Genomic DNA, 14,554 nt, shown 5'->3' on the forward strand with positions numbered 1-14,554 from the left:
TAAGGGGGAAGGGAGCGACCTCGTAATTCAAGCCCCTTCCCCCTTAACAAGAAAGATTAAATTTAATACACAATGCTAAATTTAACCAAACCGAATTTGGCGCCTTAAAGGTGCAGGTTTCGGCGAGTAAAATTCCAAATTCCCAAGTCAAATTTGCATACTTCATTAAAAATTAAATCCGCGTTTCGCGTCAAATTTAATGACCTCAAACCTTTCAAATTTAGGTAAAATCCAAAATACAAAAATCAAAAAGGACGAATATGAACGCGTTTTTGCAGGGCTTGCTGCTGGGTTTTAGTGCGGCGGTACCGCTGGGACCCGTAAACGTGATGATAATGAGCGCGGCGATAAGGTCGTTTTGGTCGGCGTTTGCTATCGGGCTGGGCGCTATGAGCGCGGACGCGGCGTATCTGCTGCTTTTGGCGTTTGGCGCGCTTGAGTATTTGCAGGGCGAAACGGTAGAAAAAGTCATCGGGATTTTTGGATTTTGCTACCTAGCCTACATATCCTGCGTCATCTTTAAAAATGCTAATAGGCCGGTAACGGCGGATCTGCAGCAGGGCGCTGAGGTTAAATTTAGCAAAAACTACGCAAAAGGCTTTTTCGTCACGCTTGCAAACCCGTACACCGTCGGATTTTGGCTTAGCGTGGCAGGCTTTGCCAAAAGCTTTGAAAACGCGGGCGCGGTCGTAGCTGGGCTAGTCGCGGCGATATTTATCTGGATCGTTTCGATGCCGTTTGCCGTGCATAAAAGCGCTAAGTTTATCTCACAAAACATCGCAAAATGGCTAAACTACGCGGGCGCGGTCATTTTGCTGGGGTTTGCTTTCTTTTTGCTTTACAACTTGTGGCTTTTATAATTAACTCAAGTAAATAATGATAAAATGAGAGTAAAATTTTTAAAGAAGTTTTATGCAAAATTCGTATTTTAAAAAATCAACAATGCAGTTTATTATTGTGCCGATTATAGTACTTGTGATTTGTGCATGCTTGGCGATGTGTTTTATATTTTATAAAAAACTGCAGGACTCTTCTAATGATATCTCAAACGTCGATATACAGAACAAATCCGAATACTATATGAATATACTACAAATGATCTATAAGGACATAGCAAAGGGCAATATAGATGAGTTCCAAAGATATAGCGAAGTCGCAAAATCTATTCCTTCGTGGATAGTAAAGCAAACCGGTGAAAAAAACGAGCTCGTTGCTTTGGCCAGCTCGCAACAGCCAAATTTGATTGGAGAAAATTTGCCTTATAATTTTTGCGGAATGAACTCTAGTGCACACATGGAGTTAGCGCGTAACGGCGTTTATAAAAGTGTAAAACTGATTCCAGATAACAAGGCTGAAATTTGTTACTTTAAAAAAATAGACGGTGCAATTATCGGTTATAATATGGTTCAGGGCGTTAAAATTTCAGGTTTTGACGATCCGCTTTTCATGCAATGGCTTATAGTAAATATGAAAAACACTTTTATCGTAACAAGCGTAATGGTGTTTATTTGTATTTTTCAGTATCTTCTTTTTTATAAAAGTATAAGAAGTAATCAAATCTCGCTTGTAAAAACTAATGCTAAGCTTGCTGCTAATAATACCGAGATGCAAAAGCGTCTTTATAGCGACGCATTGACCGGCTTGCCAAATAAAACGGCTTTGGAGCGTGATTTGGAGACGATGAAAAGTCCTAAAATTATCGTTGTAGATATCGATGAGTTTAGAAAGATGAATAACTACTTTGGCGTAGTAGTTTGCGATCAAATTCTGGTACGCATGACTCAAATTTCACAAAAATTCGCAAACGATAATAATATGGCCGTTTATCGCGTGGGTCCCGATCAATTTGCATTTGTCGAGGATGCTATGCTATTTATCGATAGGTATGAAGATCTGGCGACCGAGCTTTTGGATAATATCAAGGGTTTAATTGTCGGCATAGCTGCGCCAGATGGCGAGCAAATCGAGATAGAGATTCATTGCACGGTCGGTTTTGCGCTTGATGAAACAAATACCCTTAAAAAGGCAATGACGGCGCTAGAGTTTGCCAAGCAAAACGGAAAGGATTATTTTTGTTACTTTAAAAATATAGATGATACTCCACAATATGCAGAGCAGATTACGCGATCAAATATGATACGAAATGCTATCGTAAATGACAAGATTGTGCCGTTTTATCAACCGATATTTAATAAAGAAAAGCAAATCGTAAAGCATGAGGCGCTAATTCGTATCCAAAATAGTAATGAAATCATATCGCCGAGCATATTTCTGGAGGTTTCAAAGCGCATTAAGCGTTACACGGACATAGAAAAAATGCTGATAGAAAAAAGTTTTAAACTAATTGCCGGTATACCAAATGCCGTGATTTCTGTAAATTTATCCGGACGAGATATGACTGATGGCGACGTAAGCGTGTTTATTATTGAAAAATTAAATAAATATAAAGTCGCAGGGCGCGTGATATTTGAGATATTAGAGGATGAAAACGTCGAAAATATCGAACGCATAGGGATGTTCATCGAGCGCGTGCGCAGGATGGGCGTAAAGATCGCCATAGACGATTTTGGTTCCGGATACAGCAACTTCTCCTACATCCTAAAACTAAAGCCGGATTACATCAAGATTGACGGTTCTATTATAAAAAATATTGATAACAACATGAACTCTCGAGCAATAGCTGGCGCGATCATCGCTTTTGCCAAGAAGTTAAATATTATCGTAATCGCAGAGTTTGTCCATTCAAAAGAAGTTTTTGATACTTGCGTCGAGCTTGGCGTAGATGAGTTTCAAGGCTTTTATTTGGGAGAACCTAGAGATACTCTTTGTATAGAAAATTTATAGAAAATTGACTACCGCGCGACTTTGTATGGGTTTTTAAAATCAACCCTGATTCTTAGCAAATACATAAATATTGTTATGCAAATTTATCTTTATAAGAAAAATAGCGATGAATATTATTGCTCAGACGATAAGTTTTGCTGATTAAAATCAAACGTATCGTGTCATTTTCGCTTATATTTTAATTTATGCGATCGTTGCTTATTTGTCTATTTATGGCGGTCTGTAGTTGTGGTAGCGATTTAAAATTATTATAGTATATTTTGTGTTTGTTTTATAGGTATTTCGTTATTTATTTTTATCGGCATTGCACCAAGGATCATACTGATTAAAAATATTTCAAATTTTACTGCATAGGATTTTACGGTTATTTATCAAACTTACTATGTTTTGATTTGAATATTATGGTCACTGATTTCATTATAATTGATTTAAATTTTAGCTGCTATTATGAGTCTATTGGCTAAAATTTATGACATATTTATACCAAATCGATTATTTTTATTTTTGTTAAAACGGTAGAAAATGAGACACTGGTTTTGACGTTTTTGCTGAAAGCGTGAAATATTATGGTCGGGTTTTGTAATATAAAATTTGGAAATACATTAATAATTAGGTTTGTTTTTATTTTTATAGTTTAGGTTGCAGGCTTTGGATGACTTAAATTTTTGCAAATTTATCGACTACTACTGAAACTAGAAACTATCAAATTTGAATATATTTTTCTGCAGAAATAAGAAGGTCGAAATTATCGGTATGTATTGTAAAAACAATTTTTGCTAAATTCGGCTCGCAACGAGTAAAATTAGATTTAAATTTGCGCTTTTATCTTTTCGTAAAGCGATAAAATTTCATCTTTTTTTATGATAAAGCTATTTTTGTTGGCGATGAGGTGTGCAGAGCTATGCATGATAGTCTCGGCGACTCTTAGTCCGTTTTGCTTCATCGTCGTGCCCGTTTCAACGACGTCCACGATTGCGTCGGCAAGGCCAACTAGCGGTGCTAGCTCGATCGAGCCGTAGAGCTTGATGATCTTTAGCGCGGTAGCCTTTGCGGCAAAATAGTTGCGCGATATGTGCGGCATTTTAGTGGCGATCTTTAGCTCTGGAGCGTTTAAATTTAACTCCTCGCCATCCTTGATACCCACACAAACGCGGCATTTACCGATCTTTAGATCAAGTAGGCGCACGACGTCTGGACGGTGCTCTTCAAGTACATCAAGGCCCACCACGCCGATATCTGCAGCGCCGTTTACGACGTAGGTCGGGATGTCTTGGTTGCGAACCATTAGAAATTTAAAATCGCCCTCGCTCATCAGTAGTTTTCTATCCTCAAACTCAAACGAGCTTTGAAAAATCTTCCTAAAAATCGCGAGAGTTTCGTCGGCAATGCGTCCTTTTGGCAAAGCAACCGTTAGCATAAGATGTCCTTTTTTTGTTCGATTAGTTTTTGCATCCCGCGAAATACGAGCATGCGGTCGTAGATACTCGTGGTAAAAAAGCGCGATAAAAACTCGCCGTCGCCGCCCGTGAAGTATATTTTTGAGCCGTTTGCCATGTATTCTATGAGAAGCAGGATTGGCTTTATGACGCCGTAGCTTACCGCGTCGGTCGTTTTTTGCGGGAGCGCGTCGAGATCGATCTGCGAATTTAGCGAGATTTTTAGCCTAGGAGAGATTGTCTCGCAAGTTTTTAAGATGTGCGAAATACCGGGCAGTATCGCACCGCCAAGATGCATAGAGTTCATCATGACGTCTATCGTTACGGCGCTACCCGCATCGACAATAAGACCGTTTTTTACGGCGTAACAGCTAGCCACGCGGTCGATACCTAGACCTTTATAGATAGTGTCTAGTTCAAAATACGGCTCTAAGTTTACGAATCTAGGCGAACTTTGCAGTCTCTTGGTTACCTCGTCGTTTACGCTAATAAAATAAATTTTTTCATCGCTTCTAAAATATTTAAAATTTTCAAGTCTGATTTTGGTAATTTTGCCGTTTTCAAAAAAAGTGGCGTTAGTATTGCCCACGTCACATAGAGTCATGTTTGTAGCCGTTTTCTTTCATTAAATTTGCGGTTTTTGAACAGATATCAGAGCTATAAAAAATAGCTTTTTTCTTAAAATTTACGCCTGTTTGCTCGGCGATTTTGCCGGCTATTTCGTTGATAGTTTCAAACTCTTTGCTTAAAAATCTAGCCTTTGCGCTACGGAAAAATAAAAGCGTATAAAATCCCTTCATATCGATGCCCGTAAGTGCGACAAGGGTCTTTTTTTTAGTAAATTTATCAAGCTCAACCCAGGTTAGATTTTTTAAGATAATCTTTTTGGCTTCCAGAACTTGATAAATTTCTTGTTTCGTCATTTAAGCTCTAAACTGTAATCGTCGTAGTAAAATTCTTTCGCGCCGGCGAAAATTTGGCTCTCGACCTCGTCTGAAAGCTCGTAAATTTTGGCGTTGTCGAGCGCTAGATCAGTCTTGATGAGATAGCCCGTTTTTTCCATTATATAAAGCGAGCCGTTACGAACGGTGGCGCTTGAAAAGATAGCGAATTTAAAATACGCGTCTTTAATTTTTTTCAAATTTAGGTCGCTAAGTACGATTTTGCCGTCTTTTAGTAGGATGTATACGTATTCTCCGTTTATGACGATGTCTTTTATCTCGCCGTTATAGTAAACCGTTTTTTCGGGATTTATCGAGACGATACGTTTGCCGGTGGCGGCTATCATCGTGTCGTTTACGACGTTTAGAGATATGATGTTGTTAAAAAACTGTTCGCTACTCACGACGACGTCGCGTAAAATTCGACCCTGGTTTTTATCGGCTATCATGATCTTGCCGTCAAGCGTAGGGAAGATGACGAGCGAGCTCATAAATAACGGCGCAGCGACGCGGGAGTCTTGCGCATAGACGTTTGAGCTTTCAAACTCAAGCAAAGTATCGTTTGTTGCAATGTCGATGAGATATATGACATTGCCCGCGCTTAAAAGGGCTAGTTTATTATCTTCTAGAGCGGCTGAAACGATTGCTTCATTGAAGCTTCTTTGAAATAAAATTTCGTTTGAGCTGTTTGCAACGATCAAATTTCCATCCAAATCGGAGCTAATAATTTTATCGTTGCCGTAATTTAATAAAGTTGCACCTTTTGACAGCTTTATTTCCGGCGAGAGTAGGCCATTTTTTGTTATAGCCATGCCGTTTTTTAGTACCGCTCCGTTTAAGCTCGTCGTCGAGATGCTAGCCGGTAGTCTATTTTCTGAAATCTTTTCATTTTGCACGTCTGTCGGTTCGAAATACTGCCTTTTCGTGCTGCATCCGCCAAGCACCGTGATGCAGAGTGCGGCTACTAAGATAGCTTGTAATTTTCTCATTTTGCATTTCCTTGATAGTGTTCTAAATTTTTGACGATGGATTGAAGCTGAGAATTTAAAGGAACCTTTTTAAATTCATTTTTTGCTTCGTCGATTTTATTCTCTTTCATTAGCTCGTACCCTCTAATGAGGGCCTTATATGAGCTTAATATTTGACCGCTAGGCTCGTTTAGTTGAGATTTTACGATATCTTTTAAAAGGGGGTCGATTTGCTCGTTTGCTAGCGACTTTAACGCGCTAGTGTCGTTGTTGTCAACAGCTCTTTTAAACTCGTAAAGCGCGTAAAGCGAGGCATCTTTTTGTTTTAACTCGGCTTTTGCCTGCTCGTCCTTAGGATTGAGTATTAGCTTTGCGTATGCGACATTTGCGGCTTTAAAATCTTTTTCTTTTAAAACGCCGTTTGTGTAGTATCCTGCCGCTCCAACGATACCCAAAACGACTGCGCCTATGATAATTTTTTTGTATTTTTTAAAAAATCTTTCGCTTTTTATTATGTTTTCTAAAAATTGTTCTTGAGTATTTAACTCTTCCTTTATAGAATCAATATCATCTTTGATGGCCAAGTTTTTTCCTTAAATTTTAGTTATTGAAAGTTCGTAATTGTAGCATAATAAATATAAAACAGCATAAAAATCAAGGCAAATTGTGTTATAATGCGAAAAATTTTAAAAATTTGACGAGGTTTTATGCAGATAGACGATACTTTATTAACCAAACTGGAAAAGCTTAGTTCGCTCAAAGTCGAGAGCGACAAGCGAAGAGAAATCGAAGGTCAACTCAGTGAAATTTTGAGCTTTGCGGGAATACTAGACGAGCTTGATTTAAGCGCTTCTAGGGCGGTAGTAAGCTCTAGGGAAGGCGGAACTCCGCTAAGAGAAGATATAAGCGTAAGCTCGGACGTGATAGATACGATACTAAAAAACGCTCCTATGAGCAGCGAACACTTTTTTGTCGTGCCGAAAATCATAGAATAAGGAAATTTTATATGGAGCAAATAGGGCAAGAGCTTCAAAGCGATAATTTGGAGCCCAAAAAAATAGACGTAAGCCTGGAGATGCTATTAAAAACGGTCGTCCACAATAAGGCTAGCGACTTACACCTTGTTTCAAGAAGCGAGCCGCAGATTAGAATAGACGGAACCTTGAGACCGCTTGAGCTCGGCGTACTAAAGGGTGACGATATACAAGATATTTGCTACGCACTTATAACGGACGTACAAAAAAGCGATCTTGAGGAAAACAGAGAGCTTGACTTCGCGATAGAGCTTCCCGGCGTCGGACGTTTTAGAGGCAACTATTACTATACTATGAACGGCGATTTGGCTGCCGCATTTCGTATTATTCCGACAGATATTCCGTCTCTTGACGACCTTAGAGCGCCTGCTATTTTTAAAGAAGTGGTAAAGCGCGAAAAGGGGCTGATTTTGGTCACCGGACCTACGGGTAGCGGCAAATCGACGACGCTTGCCGCGATGCTAAATGAGATAAATTTAAACGAGAGAAAACATATTATTACCGTAGAAGATCCTGTCGAGTTCGTACATACGAATAAAAAAGGTCTTTTTTCTCATAGAAACGTCGGCGTGGATACCAAGTCTTATGCCAAGGCGCTCAAAAGCGCGCTTCGTGAAGACCCTGATATTATTTTGGTGGGCGAGCTTCGAGATAGAGAGACGATATCTACGGCTATCACAGCAGCAGAGACTGGCCACTTAGTATTTGGTACGCTGCACACAAACTCGGCTATTCAGACTATCAACCGTATCATAGATAGCTTTGAGGGCGGCGAGCAGCTCCAGGTTCGAAATATGCTTTCTGTTTCTCTAACGGCAGTTGTGTCGCAAAGCTTGCTACCTAAAATAGGTGGCGGACGACTTGCTATCCATGAGATTCTAATTAACAATAACGCTATTGCAAACCTTATTAGAGAAAATAAGGTGCATCAAATTTACTCCCAAATGCAACTCAACCAACAAGTGACAGGCATGGTAACGCAAACGCAGTCGTTAATGAAGGCTATTAGAGCAAACCAAATTACGAAAGAAATGGCGATGAGATATTCAACCAATCAGCAAGAACTCGCGCCGTTGTTGGGTGTGTAATGGATTTTGTTACTCTATTTGACGTAGTCGTCGTTTCATTGGTTTTGATATTGGGTATAAAAGGCGTTATAAGCGGGCTGATAAAGGAAATTTTTGGTCTTATCGGTCTTATCGGCGGTATAGTTGTAGCTAGTAGATTCGGTATTAAGGTCGGTCATTTAATAAGTGAAAATATTTATAAAATAGATGGCGATTCTATTCTGTTTTTTGCAGGATTTTTAACGACGCTTATCGTATTTTGGTTGCTTTGTCTAGGTATTGGCGCATTTTTGTCAAGGTTGGTTAGATTAAGCGGACTCGGATTTTTAGATAAAATGGGCGGTTTTGTCATCGGGAGCGCAAAAATATTCCTAGTTTTTGCGGTTTTGATAGTGACTATTTCAAATATTCAAGTCTTAAACAACAAAATGGAGCCGTATTTTAGGGGAAGTAAACTGTATCCGATTTTGCTGGATACCGGCAAATGGATAATGAATGTTAACGTAAAAGGCATATCAGGCGGCGTGAGAAATATCGAAACGCCGTTTGATACTTCCATGCAGGAGCAGAGACCAAATTTAGAGAAGAATTCGACGATTAAGGAGTACAAATAATGATTGAGAATTTAGAATACGACGCGCTTCTTGAGAAATTTAAAAAAATTTTGAGAGACAATGGGCTAAAATACACGCAACAGCGAGAAGTTCTACTAAAGACGCTCTACAACAACGACGAGCACTTTACTCCGGAGAGGCTTTATTTTTTTATTAAAGAGACTTATCCCGATTTAAACGTCGGCATTGCAACTGTATACAGAACGCTAAATTTGCTCGAAGAAGCCGAGATGGTTACCTCTATAAGTTTTGGCTCACAAGGTAAAAAATTTGAGCTTGCAACTAAGCCTCACCACGACCACATGATATGTCGTAGATGTGGCGCTATAATTGAATTTGAAGATGCAACCATAGAAAAAAGACAAGCAAACATCGCAAAAGAGCACGGCTTTAAGCTAACGGGGCACATGATGCAGCTTTACGGAGTATGTAAAGAGTGTGTTGCTAAAGAGGCAAAGGGCGGCAAGTGATATTTGAAAATCAATTAGAAATACAAAGATTAGAGACGGCAAACGAACTAAGAAGCGCGGGCGTAAATCCCTATCCGCATTTTTTACGCCGCGATATGGATATAACTAAATTTAGGCTCAAATTTAAACATATAATAGACACCGAAGAAAAGAGCGCCGAGGGGCAGTCAGTAAGCCTCGCTGGACGCGTTAAGCTCATTAGGGACGCTGGCAAGGCGATATTTGCCAACATCGAGGACGAGGACGGCAATCTTCAAATTTACTTTAGTAACAAGACGCTTGATCCTGATTGGTTTAAGGTCGTAAAGAAAAATATCGAAGTAGGCGACATCATATACGTGCGCGGATATGCCTTCGTCACGCGAACGGGTGAATTTTCTATGCACGTTAGCGAGCTAACCTTGGCGTCAAAGGCCATTTCGCCGCTTCCTGAGAAGTATCACGGCCTAGTTGATGTTGAGACGAGATACCGCCAAAGATATCTTGATATGATAATGAACCCTGAAGTTAGGGCTGATTTTAAAAGACGCTCGGTGATTATAAGCACGATTAGAAGATTTTTTGAAGAAAAGGGCTTTTTAGAGGTTGAAACTCCGATGCTTCACCCAATAGCTGGTGGCGCAAATGCAAAACCATTTGTGACATTTCACAACGCCCTTGGAGTTGAGAGATACCTAAGGATCGCACCTGAGCTATATCTAAAACGCCTTATAGTTGGTGGTTTTGAAGCTGTTTATGAGATGAACAGAAATTTCAGAAATGAGGGTATGGACCTAACCCACAACCCTGAATTTACAAGCATAGAGTTTTACTGGGCATACCACAACTACCACGATCTAATGGGCATCACAGAGGATCTATTTAACATCATTTTAGACAAGCTAGATATGGAAAAAGTGATACATTTTGACGGCATGGAGATAGATTTTAGTAAGCCATTTAAGCGCATAAGCTACAAAAAAGCCTTAGTTGAGATAGGCGGACTTGCTGAAGATGTGGTAAATGATAAGGATAAAATTTTAGCAAAACTAAGAGCTGATGGCTTTGAAGCAAACGAGAAGCTTGATCTTGGCCACTTGCAGGCTGAACTCTTCGATAACTACGTAGAGAGCAAGCTAATACACCCAACTTTTGTCATCGATTATCCGATCTCTATTAGCCCACTTTCAAGAAGAAGCGACACAAATCCTGATGTGGCAGAGAGATTTGAGCTATTTATCGCTGGTCGTGAGCTAGCAAATGGCTTTAACGAGCTAAACGATCCAATCGATCAATACAACCGCTTTAAAGCACAAATCGATGCTAAAAACGATGGCGATGACGAGGCTCACGAGATGGACGAGGACTATGTAAAAGCCCTAGGATACGGCATGCCACCAGTTGCAGGCGAAGGCATAGGCATCGACAGACTTGTTATGCTTTTAACAGATAAAAAATCAATACGCGACGTTGTCCTCTTCCCAGCGATGAGGCCACTAAAAACTGAGACAAAGGAGAACGAAAAATGAGTTTGCAAAGCTACGATAAAGATATTTACGACCTAGTAAATTTAGAGTTAAAACGCCAGTGTGATCACCTTGAGATGATCGCTAGCGAAAATTTCACATATACAGATGTTATGGAGGTGATGGGCTCAATCCTAACAAACAAATACGCCGAAGGCTATCCTGGAAAGAGATACTATGGTGGCTGCGAATTTGTAGATGAGATCGAGCAGATCGCTATCGATAGATGTAAAGAGCTTTTTGGGTGCGAATTTGCAAACGTTCAGCCAAACTCAGGCTCTCAGGCAAACCAAGGCGTTTACGGAGCTTTGCTTAACCCAGGCGATAAAATTTTAGGCATGGATCTAAGCCACGGCGGACACCTAACTCACGGCGCAAAGGTAAGCAGCTCTGGCAAGATGTATGAGAGCTTCTTTTACGGCGTCGAGCTTGATGGTCGCATAAACTACGATAGAGTTATGGATATCGCAAAGATAGTAAAACCAAAAATGATCGTTTGTGGCGCAAGCGCATACACAAGAGAGATCGAATTTAAGAAATTTAGAGAGATAGCTGACGCTGTTGGCGCGATACTCTTTGCAGACGTTGCTCACATCGCTGGTCTTGTAGTGGCTGGAGAGCATCAAAATCCTTTCCCACACTGCGACGTCGTAAGCTCAACTACGCATAAAACTCTAAGAGGCCCAAGAGGCGGTATCATCATGACAAACAACGAAGAGTACGCTAAAAAGATAAACTCTTCTATATTCCCAGGCATCCAAGGTGGCCCACTAGTTCACGTCATCGCTGGCAAAGCAGTTGGCTTTAAGCACAACCTTAGCCCTGAGTGGAAAATTTATGCTAAACAAGTAAAAGCAAACGCTAAAAAACTTGGCGAAGTGCTAATAAATAGAGGCTTTGAACTAGTTAGTGGCGGCACTGATAACCACCTGATATTAATGAGCTTCTTAAACCGCGAATTTAGCGGAAAAGACGCTGACATCGCTCTTGGCAACGCTGGCATAACAGTAAATAAAAACACAGTTCCAGGCGAGACAAGAAGTCCGTTTATCACAAGTGGCATACGTGTAGGTAGCCCAGCCCTAACGGCTCGTGGCATGAAAGAGGCTGAATTTGAGCTAATAGCAAACAAGATAGCTGACGTGCTAAGCGATATCAACAACACATCTTTACAAGATAAGATCAAGGGCGAGCTAAAAGAGCTAGCTCATAAATTTATAATCTACGATAAAGCGACTTATTGATGCATAGTATAGACACTGCGCTAATTAAAATGAACACGAGCCACTACTGGATCAAACGCGATAGTATCGTAAGCAAGATCGAGTATAAGGGACGGACGTTTTTTAATAAATTTGAGCCCATCAATGAGCCTCTAAGCTATCAAGTAATCAAAGATCACGACGAGGGCAAGATCACGGTCGCGCACTCGCTGATACTACCTGGCGACAAGGTAGAAAATATCGTCTTTGATTACAATGGTAGGATGCCCGAGCGCTTTTGGCATAGAGCTCAACTTTTGCTCCGCGAGGAAGGGTTTTTAAATTTTACAGCCTATGAGAGTAAAACGCCGGGACACTTGCACCTTTACGTGCACAAAGGCCACACCACGCTAAACGAAGGCCATCAGATTGCAAATAAGCTATCTATGCTACTTGGTTCGCGTCTGGCGAAAGAGTGGAGAGTGTTTCCTGCGATGGAACTGCCAAAAGAATTTAATATTCTGACCTTGCCATACAAGGTTTATCAAAAAGAGCGCGGCGCAAGCTGGTCTAAACATATGTAAGGAGTAAAAATGGAGTATAACGAGCTAAGAGACATCATGCTTGATAACAACGAGGATAAAAAGAGCAGAAGCATTAAGAGGATTCTTATCCTTGTGGCTGTTTTTGTTATTATATTTTTGGCTGTCCTCATCGTGATGAAATTTTTAAATTCAACTGAAACGAGTGATCAGGTTACGCAAACCGACTCTAGAATGGTTTTACCGCCTGAACCTGATAATACGCGAAGTATCCCACAACAAGTGAACGTGCCTATTGCCCCGCCTAGCGAGCCTGCGCCGCAAATAGCGCAAAGTAACGTCCCTCCAGTTGCTCAGCCTCCAGCATCCGAGCCTCAGGCGCAGCAGCCAAATCCTGCCTTTGAGCAGGTGCCTATAGTGCCTGAAAATAAAGGCCAAGATAGCTTTGAGGATATGGTAAAAGCGCTCAAGGAAAAAGAGGATAAAAGGCAGCAAGATGCAGGTGTGGTAGCTCCTGCGCCGACCGAGCCTTCTACTATACAGGGCGCTTTAAAACAAAACGATACGCCAAACGCTCAATCAAGCGAACCAAAAGCCGAGCCTAAGCAGCATGTAAACGTAGTAAAACAAAAAGAGCCTAAACAAGAAAAAGCTGCAAAACAGCCTAAAAACGATGCGGCTAAAGAAAAACAAGCTAAAGAAAAACAAGCAAAACAAAAGCCGGCCAAACAAGCTCCTGCAGCTAGCGGCGGGGATGCTCACAGCGGTAGTTACGTGCAAGTTTTCGCCGTTAAGCACTTTAATGAAAAAGCGCCTGAGCTTGGCAAACTAAAAGCCGCAGGATACACCTATAAGCTATACAGGACGAATGTAAACGGCAATGAAATCATCAAGGTTCTAGTCGGCCCTTATAGCGGCGAGCAGTTAAAAAGCGAGCTTGCTAAAATCAAGCAAAGTGCCGCTCCAAACGCCTTTATCGTAAATATAAAATGATGGTTTTTGCCGTTTTTGGCAACCCTATCTCTCACTCCGTTTCGCCGAGGCTGCACAACCTAGCTCTCGGCGAGCTCGGTCTATCTCGCGAAGCCCTCTATACTCGCTACGAGTTAGCGGACAGCTCGCAACTCATTTCCAAATTTAAAGAACTAAAATTAAGTGGCGCAAACGTAACCGTACCTCACAAAGAAGCCGCGCTCGCGCAGTGCGACACCCCAGACGAAACGGCTGCCAAAATCGGCTCCGTAAATACCCTTGTAGCTCGCGGCGATAAAATTTACGGCTACAACACTGATGCGCCAGGATTTTTACGAGCGATAGAGAGTTTTGGACATATAAATTCGGCTCTCATTTTGGGCGCTGGCGGGACGGCTAGGGCGGTCGCCTACGCGCTAAAGAGCCGCGGCGTGCGAGTTTGCGTGCTAAATAGAAGCGAGGAGAGACTGGCAAATTTTGCCGAATTTAAAAAATTTAGCTGGGCGAATTTCGGCAAATTTAATGGCGGCAAATTTGATCTCGTCGTAAATACGACTTCGGCTGGGCTAAAAGACGAAAATTTGCCCGCGCCGATTGAGATTTTACGTCCGATTTTTGATGAAGCTAAATTTGCCTTCGACGTGATTTACGGCAAGAAAACGCCATTTTTAAATTTAGCCGCCGCTAGCGGACTCGCGCATAAAGACGGCGCTGAGATGCTACTTTTTCAGGCGGTTTTAGCGTTAAATTTATTTTTCGAGGGATCGCTTGACGAGGCCAAAATTGAGGCCTCGATGCGAAAAGCCCTTTACTTATCGGCTTCTTCTAGATAATAATCTATCTGAGCTTTTCTTAAAATCCTGATCAGGTCCGAGCTGCCCGCCACTCCCGTCGGATATCCCGCGGTCATGATGTAGCTTTTGTCGTCTTTTATGTAGCCTTTTTCGACTGCGGCTTTG

Annotated in this window: 16 protein-coding genes and 1 pseudogene; 11 read left to right on the top strand and 6 right to left on the bottom strand. The window is 41.3% G+C overall.

Translation table 11 applies throughout. The features are described from left to right. Window positions 1-260 precede the first annotated feature (260 nt). On the top strand, window positions 261-860 hold the full coding sequence (locus Q0200_RS01165; RefSeq protein ID WP_297936783.1) for a LysE family transporter: 600 nt from the start codon (window positions 261-263) through the stop codon (window positions 858-860). A gap of 52 nt (window positions 861-912) precedes the next feature. After that, a complete protein-coding gene (locus tag Q0200_RS01170) occupies window positions 913-2,844 on the top strand; it encodes a GGDEF domain-containing phosphodiesterase (protein WP_297936786.1) in 1,932 nt (643 codons plus the stop codon). 808 nt (window positions 2,845-3,652) lie between these two features. Here Q0200_RS01170 and hisG read toward each other — a convergent pair. The 5 genes from hisG to Q0200_RS01195 are packed head-to-tail and all read right to left on the bottom strand — an operon-like array spanning window position 3,653 to window position 6,773. Further along, window positions 3,653-4,261: an ATP phosphoribosyltransferase gene (gene hisG, locus Q0200_RS01175; protein ID WP_122874304.1), complete on the bottom strand. Its 609-nt coding sequence runs from the start codon at window positions 4,259-4,261 to the stop codon at window positions 3,653-3,655. Continuing rightward, a complete protein-coding gene (locus Q0200_RS01180; RefSeq protein WP_297936789.1) occupies window positions 4,255-4,884 on the bottom strand; it encodes a type III pantothenate kinase in 630 nt (209 codons plus the stop codon). The genes hisG and Q0200_RS01180 overlap by 7 nt, the downstream gene beginning before the upstream one ends. After that, window positions 4,871-5,203: a hypothetical protein gene (locus Q0200_RS01185; protein WP_297936791.1), complete on the bottom strand. Its 333-nt coding sequence runs from the start codon at window positions 5,201-5,203 to the stop codon at window positions 4,871-4,873. Before Q0200_RS01185 ends, Q0200_RS01180 begins: the two co-directional genes overlap by 14 nt. Further along, window positions 5,200-6,210 (bottom strand): PQQ-binding-like beta-propeller repeat protein, encoded by a 1,011-nt coding sequence (locus Q0200_RS01190; protein WP_297936793.1) that lies wholly within the window; start codon window positions 6,208-6,210, stop codon window positions 5,200-5,202. The genes Q0200_RS01185 and Q0200_RS01190 overlap by 4 nt, the downstream gene beginning before the upstream one ends. Further along, window positions 6,207-6,773 (bottom strand): hypothetical protein, encoded by a 567-nt coding sequence (locus tag Q0200_RS01195; protein WP_297936795.1) that lies wholly within the window; start codon window positions 6,771-6,773, stop codon window positions 6,207-6,209. The genes Q0200_RS01190 and Q0200_RS01195 overlap by 4 nt, the downstream gene beginning before the upstream one ends. Before the next feature lie 123 nt (window positions 6,774-6,896). Here Q0200_RS01195 and gatC point away from each other — a divergent pair, with 123 nt between their 5' ends. Genes gatC through Q0200_RS01240 form a run of 9 tightly spaced genes read left to right on the top strand, consistent with a single transcriptional unit; the run spans window position 6,897 to window position 14,428 of the window. Further along, window positions 6,897-7,184 (top strand): Asp-tRNA(Asn)/Glu-tRNA(Gln) amidotransferase subunit GatC, encoded by a 288-nt coding sequence (gene gatC / locus Q0200_RS01200; RefSeq protein WP_297936797.1) that lies wholly within the window; start codon window positions 6,897-6,899, stop codon window positions 7,182-7,184. Window positions 7,185-7,195: 11 nt separating this feature from the next. Beyond that, window positions 7,196-8,311, top strand: a complete 1,116-nt coding sequence (locus Q0200_RS01205) for a type IV pilus twitching motility protein PilT (RefSeq protein ID WP_297936799.1) — start codon at window positions 7,196-7,198, stop codon at window positions 8,309-8,311. After that, the gene (locus Q0200_RS01210; protein WP_297936800.1) at window positions 8,311-8,904 is read left to right on the top strand and encodes a CvpA family protein; all 594 of its coding nucleotides are present in this window, start codon (window positions 8,311-8,313) and stop codon (window positions 8,902-8,904) included. Before Q0200_RS01205 ends, Q0200_RS01210 begins: the two co-directional genes overlap by 1 nt. Further along, window positions 8,901-9,374 (top strand): Fur family transcriptional regulator, encoded by a 474-nt coding sequence (locus Q0200_RS01215; RefSeq protein WP_297936805.1) that lies wholly within the window; start codon window positions 8,901-8,903, stop codon window positions 9,372-9,374. Before Q0200_RS01210 ends, Q0200_RS01215 begins: the two co-directional genes overlap by 4 nt. Next, on the top strand, window positions 9,374-10,882 hold the full coding sequence (lysS, locus tag Q0200_RS01220; RefSeq protein WP_297936834.1) for a lysine--tRNA ligase: 1,509 nt from the start codon (window positions 9,374-9,376) through the stop codon (window positions 10,880-10,882). The genes Q0200_RS01215 and lysS overlap by 1 nt, the downstream gene beginning before the upstream one ends. After that, the gene (locus tag Q0200_RS01225; RefSeq protein ID WP_297936801.1) at window positions 10,879-12,123 is read left to right on the top strand and encodes a serine hydroxymethyltransferase; all 1,245 of its coding nucleotides are present in this window, start codon (window positions 10,879-10,881) and stop codon (window positions 12,121-12,123) included. The genes lysS and Q0200_RS01225 overlap by 4 nt, the downstream gene beginning before the upstream one ends. Then, on the top strand, window positions 12,123-12,665 hold the full coding sequence (locus tag Q0200_RS01230; protein ID WP_297936836.1) for a DUF1882 domain-containing protein: 543 nt from the start codon (window positions 12,123-12,125) through the stop codon (window positions 12,663-12,665). The genes Q0200_RS01225 and Q0200_RS01230 overlap by 1 nt, the downstream gene beginning before the upstream one ends. A gap of 9 nt (window positions 12,666-12,674) precedes the next feature. Beyond that, entirely contained in the window at window positions 12,675-13,616 is a 942-nt protein-coding gene (locus tag Q0200_RS01235) for an SPOR domain-containing protein (RefSeq protein ID WP_297936802.1), read from the top strand. Continuing rightward, window positions 13,613-14,428, top strand: a complete 816-nt coding sequence (locus tag Q0200_RS01240; protein WP_297936803.1) for a shikimate dehydrogenase — start codon at window positions 13,613-13,615, stop codon at window positions 14,426-14,428. The genes Q0200_RS01235 and Q0200_RS01240 overlap by 4 nt, the downstream gene beginning before the upstream one ends. Here the strand turns inward: Q0200_RS01240 and Q0200_RS11880 are convergent. Beyond that, window positions 14,404-14,554 (bottom strand): annotated as a pseudogene (locus Q0200_RS11880) (pyruvate kinase); the annotation flags it as partial. The gene Q0200_RS01240 and the pseudogene Q0200_RS11880 sit on opposite strands and share 25 nt — an antisense overlap.

Source organism: uncultured Campylobacter sp. (assembly GCF_938045225.1).
In the GTDB taxonomy this organism is placed as follows: domain Bacteria; phylum Campylobacterota; class Campylobacteria; order Campylobacterales; family Campylobacteraceae; genus Campylobacter_A.

What these genes read in the sequence shown, in the direction of transcription:
- Q0200_RS01225 (WP_297936801.1), top strand. Translation starts at nt 10,879, where the DNA reads ATGAGTTTGCAAAGCTACGATAAAGATATTTACGACCTAGTAAATTTA.
- Q0200_RS01165 (WP_297936783.1), top strand. Translation starts at nt 261, where the DNA reads ATGAACGCGTTTTTGCAGGGCTTGCTGCTGGGTTTTAGTGCGGCGGTA.
- Q0200_RS01210 (WP_297936800.1), top strand. Translation starts at nt 8,311, where the DNA reads ATGGATTTTGTTACTCTATTTGACGTAGTCGTCGTTTCATTGGTTTTG.
- gatC (WP_297936797.1), top strand. Translation starts at nt 6,897, where the DNA reads ATGCAGATAGACGATACTTTATTAACCAAACTGGAAAAGCTTAGTTCG.
- Q0200_RS01185 (WP_297936791.1), bottom strand. Translation starts at nt 5,203, where the DNA reads ATGACGAAACAAGAAATTTATCAAGTTCTGGAAGCCAAAAAGATTATC.
- Q0200_RS01205 (WP_297936799.1), top strand. Translation starts at nt 7,196, where the DNA reads ATGGAGCAAATAGGGCAAGAGCTTCAAAGCGATAATTTGGAGCCCAAA.
- Q0200_RS01170 (WP_297936786.1), top strand. Translation starts at nt 913, where the DNA reads ATGCAAAATTCGTATTTTAAAAAATCAACAATGCAGTTTATTATTGTG.
- hisG (WP_122874304.1), bottom strand. Translation starts at nt 4,261, where the DNA reads ATGCTAACGGTTGCTTTGCCAAAAGGACGCATTGCCGACGAAACTCTC.
- Q0200_RS01190 (WP_297936793.1), bottom strand. Translation starts at nt 6,210, where the DNA reads ATGAGAAAATTACAAGCTATCTTAGTAGCCGCACTCTGCATCACGGTG.
- Q0200_RS01230 (WP_297936836.1), top strand. Translation starts at nt 12,123, where the DNA reads ATGCATAGTATAGACACTGCGCTAATTAAAATGAACACGAGCCACTAC.
- Q0200_RS01180 (WP_297936789.1), bottom strand. Translation starts at nt 4,884, where the DNA reads ATGACTCTATGTGACGTGGGCAATACTAACGCCACTTTTTTTGAAAAC.
- Q0200_RS01240 (WP_297936803.1), top strand. Translation starts at nt 13,613, where the DNA reads ATGATGGTTTTTGCCGTTTTTGGCAACCCTATCTCTCACTCCGTTTCG.
- Q0200_RS01235 (WP_297936802.1), top strand. Translation starts at nt 12,675, where the DNA reads ATGGAGTATAACGAGCTAAGAGACATCATGCTTGATAACAACGAGGAT.